This window comes from Gordonia sp. GN26 (assembly GCF_054823965.1).
The window spans coordinates 1-17,754 of sequence record NZ_JSYC01000094.1 but is presented as its reverse complement, the minus strand read 5'-3'; the positions used below and the strand labels follow the sequence as shown (position 1 = coordinate 17,754).

The following is a 17,754-nucleotide window of genomic DNA, read 5'->3' as shown; positions in this document are numbered from 1 at the left end:
TCTGGTCGTGTCGTTCACGAGGCCCTGGTCGTACACTCTTTCCGCGCTAGGTCACTCGGACCCCGGCTAGGACGCGAACACCTCCTTGTACCTCTCTGCCTCAGACGGTTTGAGATCACCCGACACGCGGAGCAGCACATCTCCACGGACCGTGTCGTACTCCTGTCCGAGCATCGGGGCTCCCTTCAGCACCCGCTGGATGTAGTCAGCACGCGCTTGGGCTGATGCATGGTCTGGCCACTGTTCGACCATTGCCCCGCAGTCAACACCGATGCTGCCGTCCGGCGACTCGGGACAACCAACGCGCGAGTCCTCGATGACAAAGGCGGTCGTGTACCCGTTTGGGCGACCGATCAGATTGTTCGGGTCGTTGTCTTCGGTGATCTCAATCATTTTCACCACTTCGGGTATCGATGTCTTCAATCGATCGGCCAAGTCGGAGGCAGTCAGAGGTTGAGCTGTCATCACCCCGGGGAGTGCGGAAGCTTGCCGAGGAGCATCTTTCTCAGACGAGCATCCTGCGAGTAGTGCAAGTGCCGCGGCAGTGGCTACGAAGGCTCTAATCACGTCCGTAACCGTACGACGACCTGATCTGGCCGATCCCCAGACTCCGTTCTCTTGTCCGACGCGGGTAGCGCTCCCCCGTCACTCGACCGGCCCGGCCCGCGCCGACGCGGTGGCTGCCCGGACCCCGAAGCTGCCCAGGTCGACCGGGACGCGCACCGAGACCAGCACGTCTTCACCGTCCGTCCGGCACAGGACCACATCGGCTGATGGTCGTTGCGCTGCAGCCACTGCACGCGCAGCGGTGCAGGGGTCGGACTCCCCCGCCGCATGGTCTGCGGCGGCCGCCAGCGCAGACAGGTCTGCGGCGGATTGTGCGCGGTGGCGGGCGAGCACGGCCGCGCCGACGTAGATCACCAAGACGAGAACAGCGGCGAGGGCGGCGATCGCGAACGCACCCAGCACCGTCGCATTGCCCTGATCGTCGGCGACGAGACCGCGGAGGGTTCTCACGGTTCGACGCCGGGAGCGAAGACCACCTCGTCCTCGCCGCGTGGTTCCTTCGCGGCGACCGCCTGTGCCGACACCGTGAGCCCGGGCAGCAGCGGCACCGATGTCCGCACCTGCGCGACGACACGTTCGCCCTGCACCGACACCGACACCACCGCCCGATCTCCCGCCGTCCGCTTCGCGACCTCGCGCGCCGAATCGTCCCCCGCCGCCGTCAGCCGCGCCGCCTCCCGCGCAGCATCGGTGCACCGGATCTGGGACGTCACACCACCGATCGCACCGACGGCGAGCAACACCGCGACGACGATCGCGGCGACGGCGTAAGCCGCCTCGACCGTCACCATCCCGCCTTCGTCGCGACCCAGCTGAACCAGTCGAATCCGCCACGCGTGCACACACATCAGCCGACCGAGGTGTTGAGCGCCTTCCCGATGATGCCGGTCAACGCACTCACGATGTTGTCCCCGGTGACCACCGTGTAGAGGATCGCCCCGAACGCCGCGGCAGCGATCGTGCCTATCGCATACTCCGCCGTGGACATGCCGTCCTCGTCGGCGATCAACCGCAGGGCGTGCGCACCCGCACGATCGACGAGACGGGAAAGGTTGTGGGTCATGGGTTCTCCTGTCGGGATGGGCGACCTTCCGAATTCCTGCATCACTTGGACGCACGGGAGCGCTGTTCGGATCCACCGGATTTCCGCCTCTGCAAACCCACCCCTTTTCGGCAGACTCACCACCTGACAAGGGGTGGGTTTGCCGAAAAGGGGTGGCTTTGCGAGCCGAGACCGTTACCCTGGCGAACGGATCAGAGTCGAGTCACACGCTTGGTGGAATCGAATGAGCCTCAATCGAAACCTGATCACGTCGCTCGTCGCCGCAGTCGTCATCGTTGCCGCGATGATCGTTCCTCAGGTCGTGCTTCCGCGATCAGCTCTCCCCGAGGCAGGTGCAGCATCGCTCGCCGCCCGCCTCGACGACGCGATCACGGCACGGATCGCGCAGATGGGGATACCCGGCGCGATCGTCAGCCTCTCGATCCCCGGCCGAACCGAGTACGTGAAAGGCTTCGGCGTCGCCAGTCCCACCGTCCCGGTGCCACTCACTCCCGACTTCCACTTCCGGACAGGCAGTGTCACAAAGACATTCACCGGGACAGCGATCCTTCAGCTCGCCGAACGCGGACTCGTCGACCTCGACGCGCCGGTGTCCCGATACATATCCGGCGTTCCCCACGGCGACGAGATCACCATCGACATGCTCGGCCGGATGCGCAGTGGTCTTGCCGAATTCGCCGGCACCGAGCAGTTCGTCACTGCCCTCTATGCCGAATCACCGAAGGGGCCATGGGCATTCCCCTATCCGCCGCGAAAGGCGCTCACCGCCGCGTTCCGGCAGCCGATGTCGTTCCCTCCCAACGCCACCTACCAGTACAGCAACACCAACGCGGTGCTCCTCGCCCGCGTCATCGAGAAGGTCAGCGGGATGCCCTTCGACCGCTACCTGCAGCGGCACATCCTCGGACCCGCCGGACTGTCGAAGACGAGCTACCCCGCCGACGGGTGGCTCCCGTTCCCCTTCTCCGGGGGCACCACCAAGGACGATCCGCGCAGTCCCCGCACACTCGACGCAACCCTGTGGAACCCGTCGTGGAGCGACGCCGCGGGAAAGGTCGTCTCCACCGTCGGTGACCTACGCAAGTGGGCCCGAATGTTGAGCGGCGGAACACTGTTGCGTCCGAGTACGCGGGAACGTCGGGTCTCCAACGGCACTCCCGTGGCGCCCGGCGTCGACTACGCGTTCACGATCTTCGACGCCGATGGATGGGTCGGGCACAACGGTGAACTGCCCGGTTACACAACGGTGGCGGTGCACCTTCCGGAGCGCAACGCAACGCTCGTCGTCTCCGCCAACTCGGACCACCCGCAGCCCAGCCCGGCAGGGCAGATCGCCTACGACGTCACCCGGATCGCCACCCCGGGCCACGTGTACGAGCTGGGACCACAACCACCGCTGAGGGGAGCCGGCTGACTCTCTCCGTAAACCCACCCTTTTTCGGCAGGATCACCACTCGCGAGGGGGTGGGTTTGGCGAAAAGGGGTGGGTTTGCGGACAGCTCAGAACGCGCCGATCACCGTCGACGCCAGACCCACGACGACCGGCACGATCCCGAGACAGATGAACGCCGGGAGGAAACACAGCCCGAGCGGACCGCTGATCGCGACGCCGGCACGTTCGGCAGCGGCCAGCGCGTCGTCGTGAGCGCGGCGTCGAACGTCGTCGGCCAATTCCGCGAGTCCGCTGGCCAGCGACGAACCGGCTCGGGCCGATCGCCGCGCCAGCGCTGCGAGGGCCTCGAGATGGTCGTCGCCCGATGCCTTTCCACCCGGCAGATCGTCGAGCAGCGCCGACCATGCCGCGTCCGGGTCGGCGCCGAGTTGCAACAGGTCGGCGACACGAACGAGCGGCCGGGCGAGCGATGGCGGGGCGCGCCCCGCGACGACCGACGCGGCGGCACCCACCGGCAGCCCCGCCCGCAGGCACACGGCGAAGAGGTCGAAGGCGGATGCCACGGCGAACGGGTCCTCACGTGGTGGGCCCGCGCCCAGCCATCTCGGTGAGCGGTCGGGGCCCGGCGGCGGGTCCATGACCCGATACAACCGCCAGCGCGGCGCGGGCCAGACCAACAGTCCCGCAGCCAGGGACGCCAGCGCGATGACCACCGGAGTCAACGGGCCAGCACCTTGCCGGTGATGCGTTCGGACCACGCGACTCCGGCTGCGGCCAAAGCGGTTCCGACCATCAGCAGGATGCCACCGAGACCACCCCCGAGGAGCACCCGGAGCGGCCCGGCGCCGGTCGCCTGGCCCAGTGCGATACCCAGCAGGGGCAGACCGGCCAACACCATCGCGGTCGCGCGTGGCCCCGACAGGCCGGCGCGGGTGCGGTCGGCGAACCCGCGGCGCGACCGTAGATCGGCCCGCAACGCCGCCAGCATGTCCACCATCGGTAGGCCGTACTGTTCTGCGGTCTGCCAGGCGACCCCGATCCGACGCCACGACGCGGCCCCCGACGCGTCGTCCGAGCCCGGTGCCGTGTCCGGATCTGCGACCGCCGACCCACCGAGCGCCGCCCGCGACGCCATCGCCTCGAGGCCGTCCGCGATCTCCGAACACCCGAGCCCGCCGCCGGACGTGCGCCGCCGAAGCTCGGCGACGGCGACCTCGCAGGCGTGGACCGGGGGCGCACCGACCGACAGTTCCGAGATCATCAGGGACAGCGCCAGCAGCAGGTCGTCCAACCGACGATCGAATCCCTTCTCCGCCCGCCGACGGCGCCGAATCCACATCACCAGGGTCACGACGATCCCCGCCGCAACCGCGGCCGAGAGTCCGCCCAGCACCAAGGCCGCCACCGGTGCACCTGCGGCGACCAGCGCCGTCGGATTCGACGATCGGGTGACTCGCGGCCTGCCCACGACGACCCGGAGACGGTGTCCGGCCCGTGGCGGCGACCACAGCAGGACGCCGAACCCGAGGGCCGCCAGCACCGGGGCCGACGGCGGGACCGCGGACATCATGCCGACAACCGCCGCGGACCGGGTGCGACCTCGGGTTCGTCGGCGGACGAGCTGTCGGGTGGTCGATGCCTGGCGAGCATCTCGTCGAAGAGTGGTCGGTGTTCGGTGAACCCCCTGTCGCGCAACCAGATCGGCACGATGTCGACTCTCCCGTCAAGAGCACGCCGTACGACGCCGATCTCGACGAGCCCCCGTGAACCGTCCGCACGGCGCGCGACACCGAGCACCATCTGCAGCGCCGCGCCCAGCTGGCTGTGCAACGCATCCCGCCCCATCCCACCCAGCGCGGCGAGGGCTTCCATCCGCGCCGGGACCTCGGAGGTCGAGTTGGCGTGCACGGTGCCGGCACTGCCGTCGTGTCCGGTGTTGAGTGCGGTGAGCAGATCGATCACCTCGCCGCCACGTACCTCGCCGACGACGATCCGGTCGGGCCGCATACGCAGTGCCTGCCGCACCAGTGTCCGCACCGGAACCTCGCCCACGCCTTCGACATTCGCCGCGCGCGCCACGAGCCTCACCACCTGGGGATGACGGGGTGCAAGTTCGAGAGCGTCCTCGACACACACGAGCCGCTCACACTGGTCCATCTCACCGATCAGCGCGTTGAGCAGTGTCGTCTTCCCGGAGCCCGTGCCGCCTATCACCAGGAAGGAGAAGCGGTGTCGGAGGATGTCTCCGATGGTCCCCACCACCTCGGCCGGGATGGCGCCGCCGGCGATCAGGCTCGGCAGGTCCTTCGACGCCGAACGCAGCACCCGCAACGAGATACAGGTGCCATCTGCGGCGAGTGGCGGGATGATCGCGTGGAGTCGCACCGTGTACCCGCGCCGGCCGACGTCGGACAGCTGACCGTCGACCCACGGTTGCGCGTCGTCGAGACGGCGCCCGGCGCTCAGCGCGAGGCGTCCCGCCAGCCGCCGGACCGATGCCTCGTCGGGAAAGCGGATCGTCGTCGGCTCGAGTCCGTGTCCGCGGTCCACCCACACGTCATCGGGGCCGGCGACGAGGATGTCGGCGATGTCGGGCTCGGCGAGTATCGCCTCCAGCTTCCCGGCGCCGGTGAGCTCGGTTTGGAGGAATCGGAGTGCCGCAAGGAGATCGGTGTCGCCCAGGACACCGCCGGCCTCGGCGCGAATCGCTTCGGCGATGACCGCCGGGCTCGGCTCCGCGGCATCTGCGGCCAGGCGGGAACGGACGCGTTCGAGCAGCTCGTCGTCGGTTCGATCGGGCGTCACGCCGCCCTCCCCTGCCCGACCACCCTCGAGTGCACCGCTCGAGCCGCGCGGCCGAGTGGACTGCGGGGTCGGACACGGAGCGGTCCGCCTTCCAGCCTGACCGGAAGGCGCGGGTCAGGCCGGTACGCGGCGATCAGGGGGACCCCGATCGCGTCGGCGACCTGGGCGGGTCGCAGGCCACCTGGTGACGGACCCCGGACCACGAGTTCGACGGAGACCTCGTCACCGATGAGCCGGCCGACGACCCGGCGTGCCGCAGCGCAGCCACCGACCGAGGGAGCCGACACCAGCACGACGAGATCCGCCGACGCGATCGCCGTGCGGACGACCGGGGTGTCGGCCCGTGGGAGATCGACCACCACGAGATCTCCGTGCGTCCGACCCGCGTCGATGACCGCGGCGACCGCGTCCGGCCCCGGGCCCCGGGCCGGGAGGCGTTCCGAGGTCAACACCGCGAGACCGCTCTCCGCACGGGGCAGGGCGTGGTGCAACGCCGTGCCGCCGACGACTCCACCGTCCAGGGACAGGTCCTGCCATCGCAATCCCGGGCGTTGCTCGATTCCGAGCAGGAGGTCGGCACCGGGCGCGACGTCGTCGAGATCGAGCAGCAGGGTGGCCGAACCGTTCCCGACGCTGGTGAGCGCCACCGCAGCGGCCAGCGTCGATGCGCCGGCTCCACCGTGTGCGCCGATGACCGCAAGGACACCCGCAGGCCGCCGCCGCGGTACGCGGACCTCGGTCAGTGTCCTGACCAGGCGCTTCTCGTCCGACGGCAACGCGGCCGCGTCGGTGGCCCCCAGATCCATCGCCATCCGCCAGGTGTCGGCGTGCGGCTCCTCCGCACTGACGAGGATCAGACCGTCGCGACGAGGCGGATGTATCAGCGAGAGAACGGCGATCGCCGCCGGATCGGCCACCACGGCTCGGGTGGTCAGCCATTCGCGACGGCAGTCATCGGGTCGGCCGACGACCGTGCGATAACCGGCAGCAGCGGCGCAGCGGGCGACGTCGTCGTACAGCTCCGGGTCGACGAGAACGAGCAGATCATCGGGCATGACGTCGATGATGAGGCGCAGAAGGACCCGTACGAGGTCGGCGGGGGTCGCTGTGGAGATCTTCGGCGGGCTGTGGAAGGAATCCACAAGACGACGACCGCGCGCACTACAACTGGCTGTGCGAAAGGAATTCCTGGGGAGACGACCCCCAGATAGAAGACAACCCCGGCCAGGGGGGGAGGAGGCCGGGGTTGTCGCGTTTCAGCCCCGGGGGGTCGGGCTGAAAGGCGCCGGTATCAGAACCGGGTACCGACGACTATACACACGGGCTCGGATTCTTTGCAAGTACAACAATCGTTTTTCGCAAATGTCCGTTCTGATCTTCAGGATACCCCTGGTACCGATACGCAACCTCCCGACAAACGTATTTCCACAAGGAAAATTGCAGTTGGTAAATCTCGGACATCGCTGCCGGCCGGCCCGCGCCACGGGCACCCCGGGCGGCAGATCGTCATGACGAACCCGGCCTCGCCGGGAGGCCGGAACCCGCCTCTCGACACGCCGGCCGCAGCGCGTCGAGAGCTTTCCGCAGCCCACCAGATCCGCGGATGTATTTGCCCCGCACAGCTTCTCGTCAGTCTGGGGAAGTTGCTCGACATTTGGACCCGAATCACTTGATGTGACCGCGATCACGGTGTACAACAGTGGTACGGAAGTTCGGAGGGCCAAGCCCGATCCGGAAGAGAAGGACCGAGCCCCCACTCCCACACTTCCCAGCACGGGCGGCAAGCACCCACGCGGAGCACGCCGCATAGAGGCAAAAGCGTTGTGCGCCTGCGAAATCGCGGCCAGGAGAAACGACCGACACACTGATGCGCCAAAGCCTTCCCCCGCACGGTAGATAGCCCGGGGAGAATGGCCCTCCAATGGCAGCACGTGGACGGTACGGGCGACCTGACTCGCGTTCAATCGCCGAGGCGGTGACCACAACCCACCAAGCACGCTTGGTAACTTGAGTCCGTGCTACGCGGGCGGCAACCTCGTCGGTAACGACAGGGAGGCCGCCCGCAGTGTTGTCCGGGGTCGGTTCGAGCTATCCGGCCCGCGCCGCATCGGCAATCGATTTCGCCTCCGCCGCACCGGCTTCGAGAGCTTCGCAACAGAACACCAGCCAGTCCCGCAGCCCGTCCGGGCTCCCCGAGGCGAACGCCGCGGACAGCGTCCGATACTCCGCCGCGCGCTTGAACCAGGTGACCTCCGGGACCCCCAGACAATGCGGGTCGAGTCCCGTCGCCGCACCCACGAGCCGGGACGCGGCACGCGCGACCACCCCGTTCGCAGAGGGGAACGGCTGGAGCCCGAGAAGCTCGCCGTGCACCACCGCTGCGAGCACCGGCGCCGGCACCGACGTTGCACCGGTTATCAACTGCCCCAACAGATCGAGACGATTTGCCACATCCGTCTCAGGTCGCGGCCGGCCGAGCTCGTCCGGGTCCCCCACCAGGTCGGCGGCGGCGAGCGTGTGTAGCCGAGCGAAGGCCTGAGCAGGAGCGCGTCGGATCACGCCGGTGAGGGTCTCGAGCGATTCACCATCGAGAGCCTGCGACACGCGCATCGCCCCCGCGAGGATCGGGTCATCGAAGTCCCCGTCGCGGCGGAGCTCCACACTGCCGCCGTCGATCGCGGCCGACGACCGGCCCGCCCGCCACGAGGCCTCGGTGGCTGTCTTGTCCCATCCGCGCAGGTTGGCGGGGTGCCGGTGCACCGCGGACAGCGCGTCACGCGCCCGGTCGGCGGCGTCGGCCACGCCGGGGAGGTCCAACAGAGGAGCCAAAGGATCGTTGGTCACGCCCTGACGATAGTTGCGTGAACCCGTCGCGTGCGCCCCCGACCCCGCTCCGACCAGCTCCACGTCCACCGCTCTCGAACCCGGGCATCGATGTAGCCGCACGGTCGACAATCGAATGCTCCCGCAACCAACCATGACATCACTTATTGTTAGTGACGGTTTCGAATACGCGCTTTCATCCATTCTTTCGGTCGCCCGAACAAGGCGTTGGCCAAGCGTGGAGAATGGACGTCGACCGCTTGTCGCGACAGAGCCACCGCTCGTCGCGTATCGATCACGCTCGTCGGAGCACCGGTACCCCGTTGCAACGTGGCGTGACTACGCTCACACCAGCGATCCGTCATCCGATCGGGTCACCTTTACTGTGGGTTGACCCGCCGTCGAGAAGCGAAAGGCTCATGTCACTGATGTCCTCCACCACCGTCCAGGCGTTCCCGCCATCCGAAGAGTTCGCCGCGCAGGCCAACGCCAACGCCGAGATCTACGACCGTGCAGACGCCGACCGACTCGAGTTCTGGGCGGAGCAGGCGCGTCGACTCGATTGGGCCACCGATTTCACCGACACCCTCGACTGGTCGAACGCGCCGTTCGCCAAGTGGTTCGTCGGCGGCAAGCTCAATGTCTCCGTCAACTGCGTGGACCGGCACGTCGCCGCGGGCAAGGGCGACCGCGTCGCCATCCACTGGGTCGGCGAACCCGGCGACACCCGCGACCTCACCTACAGCCAGCTGCTCGCCGAGGTCAGTAAGGCGGCCAACTACTTCACCTCCATCGGCCTGCAGGCCGGCGACCGCGTCGCCATCTACATGCCGATGGTCCCCGAGGCCCTGATCTCGATGCTCGCCTGCGCGCGTCTCGGCCTCACACACTCCGTCGTGTTCGCCGGCTTCTCGTCGGGCGCCCTGCGCTCCCGCGTCGACGACGCCGAGGCCAAGCTCGTCATCACCACCGACGGCCAGTACCGGCGCGGCGAGCCCGCTCCGCTCAAGACCAATGTCGACGAGGCGCTGGGCACCGGCGACGACGCGGCGAAGTCGGTCGAGAAGGTCCTCGTCGTGCGCCGCACCAACCACGACCCCGACCTGAACTGGGTCGAGGGACGCGACGTCTGGTGGGAAGACACCGTCGAGCAGCAGTCCGACGTCCACGAGCCGGAGGCCTTCGACTCCGAGCACCCGCTGTTCCTGCTCTACACCTCGGGCACCACCGGCAAGCCCAAGGGCATCGTCCACTCCTCCGGCGGCTACCTCACGCAGGTCAGCTACACCTTCCATTACGTCTTCGACCACAAGGAAGGCCGCGACGTCTTCTGGTGCGGCGCCGACATCGGCTGGGTGACCGGCCACTCGTACCTCGTCTACGGTCCGCTCTCCAACGGCGCCACCGAGGTGGTCTACGAGGGCACCCCGAACTCGCCCAACGAACACCGCCACTTCGAGATCATCGAGAAGTACGGCGTCACCATCTACTACATCGCCCCGACGCTGATCCGCACGTTCATGAAGTGGGGCCAGCAGATCCCCGACGCCCACGACCTGTCGTCGGTCCGCCTGCTCGGCAGCGTCGGCGAGCCGATCAACCCCGAGGCGTGGAAGTGGTTCCGCGAGGTCATCGGCGGTGGCAAGGCCCCGATCGTCGACACCTGGTGGCAGACCGAGACCGGCGCCATCATGATCTCGCCGCTCCCCGGCGTGACCGCGACCAAGCCGGGTTCGGCGATGAAGCCGCTGCCCGGCATCAGCGCGAACATCGTCGATGACCAGGGCAACCCGGTCGGTGCCGGCGAACAGGGCTACCTCGTCCTCGATCAGCCGTGGCCGGCGATGCTGCGCGGCATCTGGGGCGACGAGGAACGCTTCCGGGACACCTACTGGTCGCGGTTCGCCGAGCAGGGCTGGTACTTCGCCGGTGACGGCGCCCGCTACGACGAGGACCACGCCCTCTGGGTCCTCGGCCGCGTCGACGACGTGATGAACGTGTCCGGCCACCGCATCTCCACCGCAGAGGTCGAGTCGGCTCTCGTCGGCCATTCCGGCGTGGCCGAGGCCGCGGTCATCGGCGCCGCCGACGAGACCACCGGCCAGGGCATCGTCGCCTTCGTCATCCTGCGTGAGGGTGTCGAGAACACCGGCGACGAGCTGATCGCCGAACTGCGCCAGCAGGTGTCGGTGGAGATCTCCCCGATCGCCAAGCCGCGGGAGATCAACGTCGTGCCGGAGCTGCCCAAGACGCGTTCGGGCAAGATCATGCGCCGCCTGCTCAAGGACGTGGCCGAGGGTCGTGAGCTCGGCGACACCTCGACCCTCGTCGACCCGTCGGTCTTCGAGGCGATCCGCTCCAAGAAGGCCTGACGCTCACTCCTCAGGGAGCAAGAAGATGCGCCACCGGTGAGGACTTCACCGGTGGCGCATCGGCCTTTCGGCGGACTTCCACCGGCATCTCGCCGGGTGGGCCGCCACCTCGTCCGCCCACGCATGGCAACATATGGCCATCAGCCGAACAACGGAGGATTCTGTGAGCCCCAACGAGCACGGCCTGCCCGAAGCGGGCCGGGACTCCGTCCCGTCGATCCCTCTCTCCGACGCGAACGCCGGTCCGAACGGTGAGCCGAGCATCGGGAGCCTGGTCAAGGACGCCACCGCGAGCGTCTCGACCCTGTTCCGGTCCGAGGTCGCCCTCGCCAAGGCCGAGCTCGTCGGTGAGGCCAAGAAGGCGGGCGCGGGTACGGGTCTGCTGATCGTCGCCGGCGTGATGGCGCTGTACTCCAGCTTCTTCTTCTTTTTCTTCCTGGCCGAGCTGCTCGACGAGTTCGTGTGGCGGTGGCTGGCGTTCCTGATCGTCTTCCTGATCCTCGTCGTGGTCACCGTCATCGCGGCGTTTGTCGGCTACATATTCTTCAAGAAGGTCCGAGGACCGAAGAAGACGATGGAGTCGGTCAACGAGTTGTCGACCGTGCTGCCCAACCGCGGCCCCGGCCATCCGCAGGCCCCGGCGCACCCGAGGATTCCCCCCGCCCGCGAGGGATAGGTCGTGAGCGAGGCACCTGACCCGTCGAGCGTTCGTCTACCCGGCGACTGGGAGCACCTCGACGTCCGTGCCAACGGTGTCCGGTTCCACGCCGTCGAACCGGCGGGGGTTCCCGCCGGCGACCGGCCCCTCGTACTGCTGCTCCACGGTTTCGGCGAGTTCTGGTGGAGTTGGCGCCACCAGCTGACAGCTCTCACCGAGGCCGGTTTCCGTGCCGTGGCGGTCGACCTCCGCGGCTACGGCGACACCGACAAACCACCGCGCGGTTACGACGGCTGGACCCTGGCCGGTGACACCAACGGTCTCATCCGCGCCCTCGGGCACACCAGCGCCACGCTCATCGGCCACTCCGACGGCGGTCTGGTCTGTTGGGCAACCGCGACCCTGCATCCCCGCGTCGTCGACCGGATCGTCGTCGTCGCATCCCCTCATCCACGGGCACTTCGACGACGCGCACTGCGTGACCGGGATCAGCGGGCGCAGTTCCTCGACCTCTTCCTGCGCAATCAGATTCCGCGCGTCGGCGAACGACAGATCACCCGCGACGACGCGGCGTTCATCGCCGACTACTTCGCGCAGCGATCGTCGTCGTCCTGGCGCTCGGAACCCGACTACGCACAGACCGTCGAACTGAACCGGTCCGCGATGCTGATCCCCTATGTCGCGCACTGCAGCCTGGAGTACCGGCGCTGGGCGTTCCGCTCCCAGTTCCGGCCCGACGGGATGCGATTCATGGAGCTGATGGACCAACGGCTACACCTGCCGGTCCTCGCCCTCCGCGGCCGCGACGACCCGTACATCCTCAGCGACGCCATGGCCGACGGCCACCGGTGGGCGGCACACCAGTCCTACCGGCAGATCGACGACAGCGGGCACTTCGTGCACCAGGAGCAGCCCGCCGCGGTGACCGAGGCGATCCTCGAGTTCCTCCGGACCGAACCGGAGGCGACCAACGACGTCGCCGCCAAGAAGGCGCGGCGGATCAGGCCAGCACGCACCTCTTGGTACTCACCCGCTCGCTTCGCCGCTCGGATTCGTCGAAGTCGGCGCGCACCTGACGGGCAGTGAGCACGAAGCCGGTCTCGTCGGCCGCGTTCTCCGCCGCACCGAACACGACGCCGAGCACCTCGCCGTCCGAGTTCAGCAGCGGCCCACCGGAATTGCCCTGCCGGATCGATCCGCGCACGGCGTAGACCTCGCGCGTCACCTGGCCGGTCCGGTAGATGTCGTCGCCGGTGTGCATGAACGTCGACCGGACACGCAGCGGGCTCACGTAGAACGGTCCGGCCTCGGGAAAGCCGAGCGCGATGGCGTCGTCGCCGGTCGAGGCCGGCCGCGAGGCGAACTTCAGTGCGGGCGCGCGGAGGCCGGGGACGTCGAGGACGGCGATGTCGGTGTCGCTGTCGAAGAGGACGACCTTTGCGGGCAGCCGCGCCCCGGTGGAGGTCTCGACCTCGAGCCGTTCGGTGCCGGCCACGACGTGGGCGTTGGTCATCACGCGTTCGGGCGAGACGACGAAGCCGCTGCCCTCGAGGGCCTGACGACAACTGGGCGCCACACCCTCGATCTTGACGACGCTCGGACGCGCCTGACGGACCACGGGCAGGTCGGCCAGTGCCGGGTCGGGTGCATCGACATTGGTCGACGGCGTGCTCTGGAACGGGAACTTCGGCAGACCCGAACTGTCGAGCAGCGCCTTGAAGTCACCGGGCAGGTCGTTGACCCACTGCGGCGACAGCACCTCGACGCCGGTCAGGACCTTGGAGTCGCGAACAGCGCCGGCGATGGCCGGGTCGGCGGACCCGCGCAGCGGGATCGCCAACAGTCCCGCGGCCAGCAGCACGGCGACGACCTGCAGGATCGAACCCACGCCGCTGTCGACGGCCCGCAGTCCCGGCGACCGGATACCGCCACGCGCGGCCCGGCCCAGCACCATGCCGGCCACCTCACCGATGACCACCAGCACGACGAGGACGGCGATCCCGACGAGCACGCGGACCTGCAGGTCGTCGAAACGCTCGATCAGATGCGGCGCCAGGAGCAGTCCCGCGACCGCACCGAGTGCGACGCCGATGAAGGCGAGTGCCGAGGCGACCGCACCGGACCGGTAACCGCTGATCGCGGCGAGGAGTGCGATGCCGATGACGATGACGTCGACCCACGTGGAACCGGTCATCAGCTCGCACCGGGTCCGGCGTCGGGGTCGGTCGTGCCGCGTGGATGGACCGCACTGAATCCCGACTCCTGGCGACTGCCTGCGAGCTCGATCATCTCGTCCAACGGCCGGACATCGTTCTTGTCCCACGGTCGGTCCCAGCCCGACGCGTCGCTGATGGCGGCGATGAGTCCACCGGTGAAACCCCAGACCAGCAGGCCGTCGACGAAGAAGGCCGGTCCCTGATAGAGCCGTCCGCCCATGACCGATCGGCGCACCTGGAAGCGGTTCTCGGGAGCGAGGAGTTCGCGGAGGTTGATGCGGTCGACTCGGGCGGTCTCACCCGGGTCGACGACACGCACCTCGCTCGGCTCGCGCCAGTAGCCGATCACCGGCACGACGTCGAAACCCGACGGCGGAACCGGGAAGGTCGGCAGGTTGGCCACGATGTGTACGCCCGACGCGTCCAGACCGGTCTCCTCACGCGCCTCGCGCAGCGCGGTGCCGACCGGGAAGTCGTCGCCCGAGTCGGCCGCACCTCCTGGGAACGCGACCTGCCCGCTGTGCTGACGCAGGGTCGACGCACGTTCGGTCAGGAGCACCTCGGCGTCGGCGGGCACACCGCCGGGATGATCGTCGGCGGCCTCCCAGGAACCGGAGAACAGCACCAGGACCGCGGCCGCACGGCGGTCGCGACGGAACATCTGGGCCCACCGGGTCCGGTCCCCGCCTCGATTGTTGACGCTCTCGGAGACAGCATCGACATCGCCGGTCAGGGCGTGCAACCACGGCGGGATCTCGTCAGGGTGCACGAGCGGGCCCACGTGCGGGTTACTGCGCGGGTCGTCGCTCATACGGTCACGCCCAGGTATTCCTCGACCGCATCGGCGATCTCCTGCGGACTGTCGAACACGCCGGGGTAGACCTTGGCGATCGTGCCGTCGGGACGCAGGAAGACGGTCGACGGGAAGACCCGCGGTGCGGTGATGGCGGCGGCCACCCGGCCGTCGGGATCGAGCACGGACGGCAAACGAACTCCGATCTCGGTGAGCAGGGTCAGCGGGAAGAACGGGTTGGTCCCGCCCTCCTTGGCGTGGAGTGCCAGCACCGTGACCCGGTCGCCGGCTCGGGCCGCGAACTCCTCGAAGTACGGCAGCTCGGTCTTGCAGGGACCGCACCACTGCGCCCAGACGTTGACGACGAGCGGCCTCCCGGCGGTGGCGGCGCCGAGGTCGTATGGCGCGCCGGTCCCCAGACATGGTTCGACGATGCCGGCCAGCACCGAGTCCGGGTTCTCCGGCAGGCCCGTCACCGGGCAGTCGGCGAGCTTCGCGTCAGCGCGTGCCTGTGCCACGCGGGCCTCGTCGACCGGCGCGTCGAAGGGACGCGCGCCGCTGGCCGACGGTGGCGCACCGGTGGTCGGCGACGGGGCGTCGCCGCGCGGCCAGATCGCGACGATGAGCGCGATCATCACGATGACGAAGACAAGGGTCCAGCGCGCGGCGGCCGGGAAACGGGAGGTCGGCGGCGCGGAGGGTGCGGGAGAATCGGCGGGTTGCGGGGTCGCCGGTTCGGTGGCGTTGTCGTTCACGGGGCGGCGAGTCCGGCCAGTCGGAGCAGGTGCTCGGTCTCGGGGCCCTTGACCAGTGCGGCGGCCTCGGCCTTGTCCATCGGACCCGTGCCCACCGACGGGCAGTCCTTGGCAAGGATGCAGACCCCGCACGCCGGCTTGCGGGCGTGGCACACCCGCCGGCCATGGAAGATCACGCGGTGGCTCAGGTCGGTCCACTCCTTGCGTTCGATCAGCTCGCCGACGGCGTGCTCGACCTTCACCGGGTCTTCTTCGTCGGTCCACTGCCAGCGTCGGACGAGGCGGCCGAAGTGGGTGTCGACGGTGATCCCGGGGACCCCGAACGCGTTGCCGAGGACGACGTTGGCCGTCTTGCGGCCGAAACCGGGCAGCGACACCAGGTCCTTCAACGTGTTCGGGACCTCCCCGTCGTACCGCTCGACGAGGGCCTGGCCGAGGCCGATGATCGAGTTCGCCTTGTTCCGGTAGAAGCCGGTGGAACGGATCATCTCCTCGAGTTCGGTGCGGTCGGCCTCGGCGTAGTCGCGGGCGGTGCGGTACTTCGCGAAGAGCGCCGGGGTGGTCTGGTTGACCCGCACGTCGGTGCACTGAGCTGACAGGATGGTGGCGACCGACAGCTCGAGCGGGTTGGTGAAGTCGAGTTCGCAATAGACGTGCGGGAACGCGATCTTGAGGGTGCGGTTCATCCGGCGCGCGCGTCGGACCAGCCCGAGGTGGGTCTCCTGCTTGCGAGCCGGGGCCTCACCCACGGACGCAGCCTTACGTGCGCTCACGTGATTCAGGTTAGCGATGTCCTGCACGAACTCCGCTCACCACGGCTGCGGGTGGCCGTGCCGAACCGGCCCGTCGCACCCATCCCTGCAGGTCAGAGACGCCGGAGGTGGTCAGGTGTGAGCTACCCGGCTCTGCCGGCCGAAATGAGGGCCGCAACCTACGGTCAGGTAACAAGTCAGTGACGTCGCCTTGTCCGATGAGGATTCTGCGGGGTGTTTTGTGTTTACTTGTCCCCATGCATGGTCTCGCAGCACTGCTGTTCCCGGCTGTACTCATGCTCTTCGCCATGGGCATGGACAAGTTGCAGGCCCGGATCGACCGCGTGTCCGTCTCCAACGACGAGGTCGACGATTTCATCGACCGCACGGGGTCCCAGAACGCCGGCAAGCCGCCGCGCGATTCCGCGTCCGCCGAACTGCACGAGCTGCGGTTCCATCGCTTCGATCACGAATCGGCGACCCCCGATCACGCCGCCTCGCCGCAGCGGGCCAGCTGATCCGCGAGCGACTCGCACACGCCGTTCCGACGCCTCTTTCTCGGTGTCGACAGCCTGTCGGCGGCCGATGATCGTCGGATCGCCACATCTTGTCCGTCGGACACACCCGCAATGCGCCGTCAGTGACCCATTCAACACATATGCTGGTTCGCGGGGTAGCGTATCCAAGGGCGCGATCTCACACGTGGCTGTAGCAAAGATTTCGAGAAAGGTTCCCTAGGTGGAAGAAGTACTGGCGCGGGCAGGCATATTCCAAGGCGTCGAGCCTTCTGCCGTCGCGGCGCTGACCAAGCAGCTTCAGCCCGTTGACTTCCCTCGTGGACACGTGATCTTCCATGAAGGTGAGCCCGGTGACCGGCTCTACATCATCATGTCCGGCAAGGTGAAGGTCGGCCGACGCTCCCCGGACGGCCGCGAGAACCTGCTGACGATCATGGGACCGTCGGACATGTTCGGCGAGCTCTCCATCTTCGACCCGGGCCCCCGCACCTCGTCGGCGACGACGGTGACCGAGGTCCGCGCGGTGTCGATGGACCGTGATGCCCTGCGCGCCTGGATCAAGGACCGTCCCGAGATCGCCGAGCAGCTGCTCCGCGTGCTCGCACGTCGTCTGCGCCGCACCAACAACAACCTCGCCGACCTGATCTTCACCGACGTGCCCGGTCGCGTCGCGAAGCAGCTCCTGCAGCTCGCTCAGCGTTTCGGTACCCAGGAGGGCGGCGCCCTGCGCGTCACCCACGACCTGACCCAGGAAGAGATCGCCCAGCTGGTCGGCGCCTCGCGCGAGACCGTGAACAAGGCACTCGCCGACTTCGCCCAGCGCGGCTGGCTTCGCCTCGAGGGCAAGAGCGTCCTGATCGCCGACTCGGAGCGTCTGGCGCGTCGCGCACGCTGACCCTTCGAGACACTCGCTTCGCTCGTTCCTCAGGGACCGGTAGCGAACACACAGCAAACGAGAGCCGCTCGTTCCTCCGGGAACGAGCGGCTCTTGGTTTGTCCCTCGGTCTCCGAGGTGCGAGCGGCGAGTGCTTGTCCCCTC

Annotated in this window: 19 protein-coding genes; 6 read left to right on the top strand and 13 right to left on the bottom strand. The window is 68.3% G+C overall.

Going from position 1 to position 17,754, the window contains the following annotated elements; genetic code table 11:
• Window positions 1-66 precede the first annotated feature (66 nt).
• The 4 genes from OK17_RS17660 to OK17_RS17645 form a co-directional block, all read right to left on the bottom strand.
• Window positions 67-393 carry a hypothetical protein gene (locus tag OK17_RS17660; RefSeq protein WP_232715629.1) on the bottom strand — a complete coding sequence of 109 codons (327 nt, stop codon included), beginning with the start codon at window positions 391-393 and terminating at the stop codon, window positions 67-69.
• Window positions 394-645: 252 nt separating this feature from the next.
• Window positions 646-1,017, bottom strand: a complete 372-nt coding sequence (locus OK17_RS17655; RefSeq protein WP_461418218.1) for an Rv3654c family TadE-like protein — start codon at window positions 1,015-1,017, stop codon at window positions 646-648.
• Window positions 1,014-1,415, bottom strand: a complete 402-nt coding sequence (locus OK17_RS17650) for a TadE family type IV pilus minor pilin (protein WP_461418217.1) — start codon at window positions 1,413-1,415, stop codon at window positions 1,014-1,016. Before OK17_RS17650 ends, OK17_RS17655 begins: the two co-directional genes overlap by 4 nt.
• Window positions 1,415-1,630 carry a DUF4244 domain-containing protein gene (locus OK17_RS17645; protein WP_232715632.1) on the bottom strand — a complete coding sequence of 72 codons (216 nt, stop codon included), beginning with the start codon at window positions 1,628-1,630 and terminating at the stop codon, window positions 1,415-1,417. Before OK17_RS17645 ends, OK17_RS17650 begins: the two co-directional genes overlap by 1 nt.
• A 223-nt stretch (window positions 1,631-1,853) precedes the next feature.
• On the opposite strand from OK17_RS17645, the gene OK17_RS17640 reads away from it, so the two are divergent.
• Window positions 1,854-3,044 (top strand): serine hydrolase domain-containing protein, encoded by a 1,191-nt coding sequence (locus OK17_RS17640; protein ID WP_461418216.1) that lies wholly within the window; start codon window positions 1,854-1,856, stop codon window positions 3,042-3,044.
• A gap of 86 nt (window positions 3,045-3,130) precedes the next feature.
• Here the strand turns inward: OK17_RS17640 and OK17_RS17635 are convergent, their stop codons facing one another.
• The 5 genes from OK17_RS17635 to OK17_RS17615 form a co-directional block, all read right to left on the bottom strand.
• Complete coding sequence (locus tag OK17_RS17635; protein ID WP_461418215.1) at window positions 3,131-3,745, bottom strand: type II secretion system F family protein; 615 nt, start codon at window positions 3,743-3,745, stop codon at window positions 3,131-3,133.
• Entirely contained in the window at window positions 3,742-4,593 is an 852-nt protein-coding gene (locus OK17_RS17630; RefSeq protein WP_232715635.1) for a type II secretion system F family protein, read from the bottom strand. Before OK17_RS17630 ends, OK17_RS17635 begins: the two co-directional genes overlap by 4 nt.
• The gene (locus OK17_RS17625; RefSeq protein WP_461418214.1) at window positions 4,590-5,828 is read right to left on the bottom strand and encodes a TadA family conjugal transfer-associated ATPase; all 1,239 of its coding nucleotides are present in this window, start codon (window positions 5,826-5,828) and stop codon (window positions 4,590-4,592) included. The genes OK17_RS17630 and OK17_RS17625 overlap by 4 nt, the downstream gene beginning before the upstream one ends.
• Entirely contained in the window at window positions 5,825-6,883 is a 1,059-nt protein-coding gene (ssd, locus tag OK17_RS17620; protein ID WP_232715637.1) for a septum site-determining protein Ssd, read from the bottom strand. The genes OK17_RS17625 and ssd overlap by 4 nt, the downstream gene beginning before the upstream one ends.
• Window positions 6,884-7,916: 1,033 nt before the next feature.
• Window positions 7,917-8,672 carry a Fic family protein gene (locus OK17_RS17615; protein WP_232715638.1) on the bottom strand — a complete coding sequence of 252 codons (756 nt, stop codon included), beginning with the start codon at window positions 8,670-8,672 and terminating at the stop codon, window positions 7,917-7,919.
• 407 nt (window positions 8,673-9,079) lie between these two features.
• On the opposite strand from OK17_RS17615, the gene acs reads away from it, so the two are divergent.
• The 3 genes from acs to OK17_RS17600 all read left to right on the top strand — a co-directional run bounded on the left by acs (window position 9,080) and on the right by OK17_RS17600 (window position 12,767).
• Window positions 9,080-11,023 carry an acetate--CoA ligase gene (gene acs, locus OK17_RS17610; protein WP_232715639.1) on the top strand — a complete coding sequence of 648 codons (1,944 nt, stop codon included), beginning with the start codon at window positions 9,080-9,082 and terminating at the stop codon, window positions 11,021-11,023.
• Between the two features lie 163 nt (window positions 11,024-11,186).
• Window positions 11,187-11,699: a phage holin family protein gene (locus OK17_RS17605; protein WP_232715640.1), complete on the top strand. Its 513-nt coding sequence runs from the start codon at window positions 11,187-11,189 to the stop codon at window positions 11,697-11,699.
• 3 nt (window positions 11,700-11,702) lie between these two features.
• Window positions 11,703-12,767, top strand: coding sequence for an alpha/beta fold hydrolase (locus OK17_RS17600; RefSeq protein ID WP_461418213.1), 1,065 nt, complete (start codon window positions 11,703-11,705; stop codon window positions 12,765-12,767).
• Here OK17_RS17600 and OK17_RS17595 read toward each other — a convergent pair.
• From OK17_RS17595 to nth, 4 genes are read right to left on the bottom strand one after another with little or no spacing between them, the layout of a single operon-like run.
• Window positions 12,682-13,875: a MarP family serine protease gene (locus OK17_RS17595; RefSeq protein WP_461418212.1), complete on the bottom strand. Its 1,194-nt coding sequence runs from the start codon at window positions 13,873-13,875 to the stop codon at window positions 12,682-12,684. The two genes, OK17_RS17600 and OK17_RS17595, sit on opposite strands and share 86 nt — an antisense overlap.
• The gene (locus OK17_RS17590; RefSeq protein WP_461418211.1) at window positions 13,875-14,708 is read right to left on the bottom strand and encodes an NUDIX hydrolase; all 834 of its coding nucleotides are present in this window, start codon (window positions 14,706-14,708) and stop codon (window positions 13,875-13,877) included. The genes OK17_RS17595 and OK17_RS17590 overlap by 1 nt, the downstream gene beginning before the upstream one ends.
• Window positions 14,705-15,445, bottom strand: coding sequence for a TlpA family protein disulfide reductase (locus OK17_RS17585; protein WP_461418210.1), 741 nt, complete (start codon window positions 15,443-15,445; stop codon window positions 14,705-14,707). The genes OK17_RS17590 and OK17_RS17585 overlap by 4 nt, the downstream gene beginning before the upstream one ends.
• A complete protein-coding gene (gene nth / locus OK17_RS17580; RefSeq protein ID WP_461418209.1) occupies window positions 15,442-16,245 on the bottom strand; it encodes an endonuclease III in 804 nt (267 codons plus the stop codon). The genes OK17_RS17585 and nth overlap by 4 nt, the downstream gene beginning before the upstream one ends.
• 209 nt (window positions 16,246-16,454) lie before the next feature.
• Here nth and OK17_RS17575 point away from each other — a divergent pair, with 209 nt between their 5' ends.
• On the top strand, window positions 16,455-16,715 hold the full coding sequence (locus OK17_RS17575; protein WP_232715646.1) for a hypothetical protein: 261 nt from the start codon (window positions 16,455-16,457) through the stop codon (window positions 16,713-16,715).
• A 220-nt stretch (window positions 16,716-16,935) separates the two neighbouring features.
• Window positions 16,936-17,610 carry a Crp/Fnr family transcriptional regulator gene (locus tag OK17_RS17570; RefSeq protein WP_005194565.1) on the top strand — a complete coding sequence of 225 codons (675 nt, stop codon included), beginning with the start codon at window positions 16,936-16,938 and terminating at the stop codon, window positions 17,608-17,610.
• Window positions 17,611-17,754 lie beyond the last annotated feature (144 nt).

Bases quoted from the DNA above. Each gene is read 5' to 3' on its own strand.
- OK17_RS17660 (WP_232715629.1), bottom strand. From the start codon at position 393: ATGATTGAGATCACCGAAGACAACGACCCGAACAATCTGATCGGTCGC.
- OK17_RS17650 (WP_461418217.1), bottom strand. From the start codon at position 1,415: ATGTGTGTGCACGCGTGGCGGATTCGACTGGTTCAGCTGGGTCGCGAC.
- OK17_RS17645 (WP_232715632.1), bottom strand. From the start codon at position 1,630: ATGACCCACAACCTTTCCCGTCTCGTCGATCGTGCGGGTGCGCACGCC.
- OK17_RS17640 (WP_461418216.1), top strand. From the start codon at position 1,854: ATGAGCCTCAATCGAAACCTGATCACGTCGCTCGTCGCCGCAGTCGTC.
- OK17_RS17630 (WP_232715635.1), bottom strand. From the start codon at position 4,593: ATGATGTCCGCGGTCCCGCCGTCGGCCCCGGTGCTGGCGGCCCTCGGG.
- ssd (WP_232715637.1), bottom strand. From the start codon at position 6,883: ATGCCCGATGATCTGCTCGTTCTCGTCGACCCGGAGCTGTACGACGAC.
- acs (WP_232715639.1), top strand. From the start codon at position 9,080: ATGTCCTCCACCACCGTCCAGGCGTTCCCGCCATCCGAAGAGTTCGCC.
- OK17_RS17595 (WP_461418212.1), bottom strand. From the start codon at position 13,875: ATGACCGGTTCCACGTGGGTCGACGTCATCGTCATCGGCATCGCACTC.
- OK17_RS17590 (WP_461418211.1), bottom strand. From the start codon at position 14,708: ATGAGCGACGACCCGCGCAGTAACCCGCACGTGGGCCCGCTCGTGCAC.
- OK17_RS17575 (WP_232715646.1), top strand. From the start codon at position 16,455: ATGCATGGTCTCGCAGCACTGCTGTTCCCGGCTGTACTCATGCTCTTC.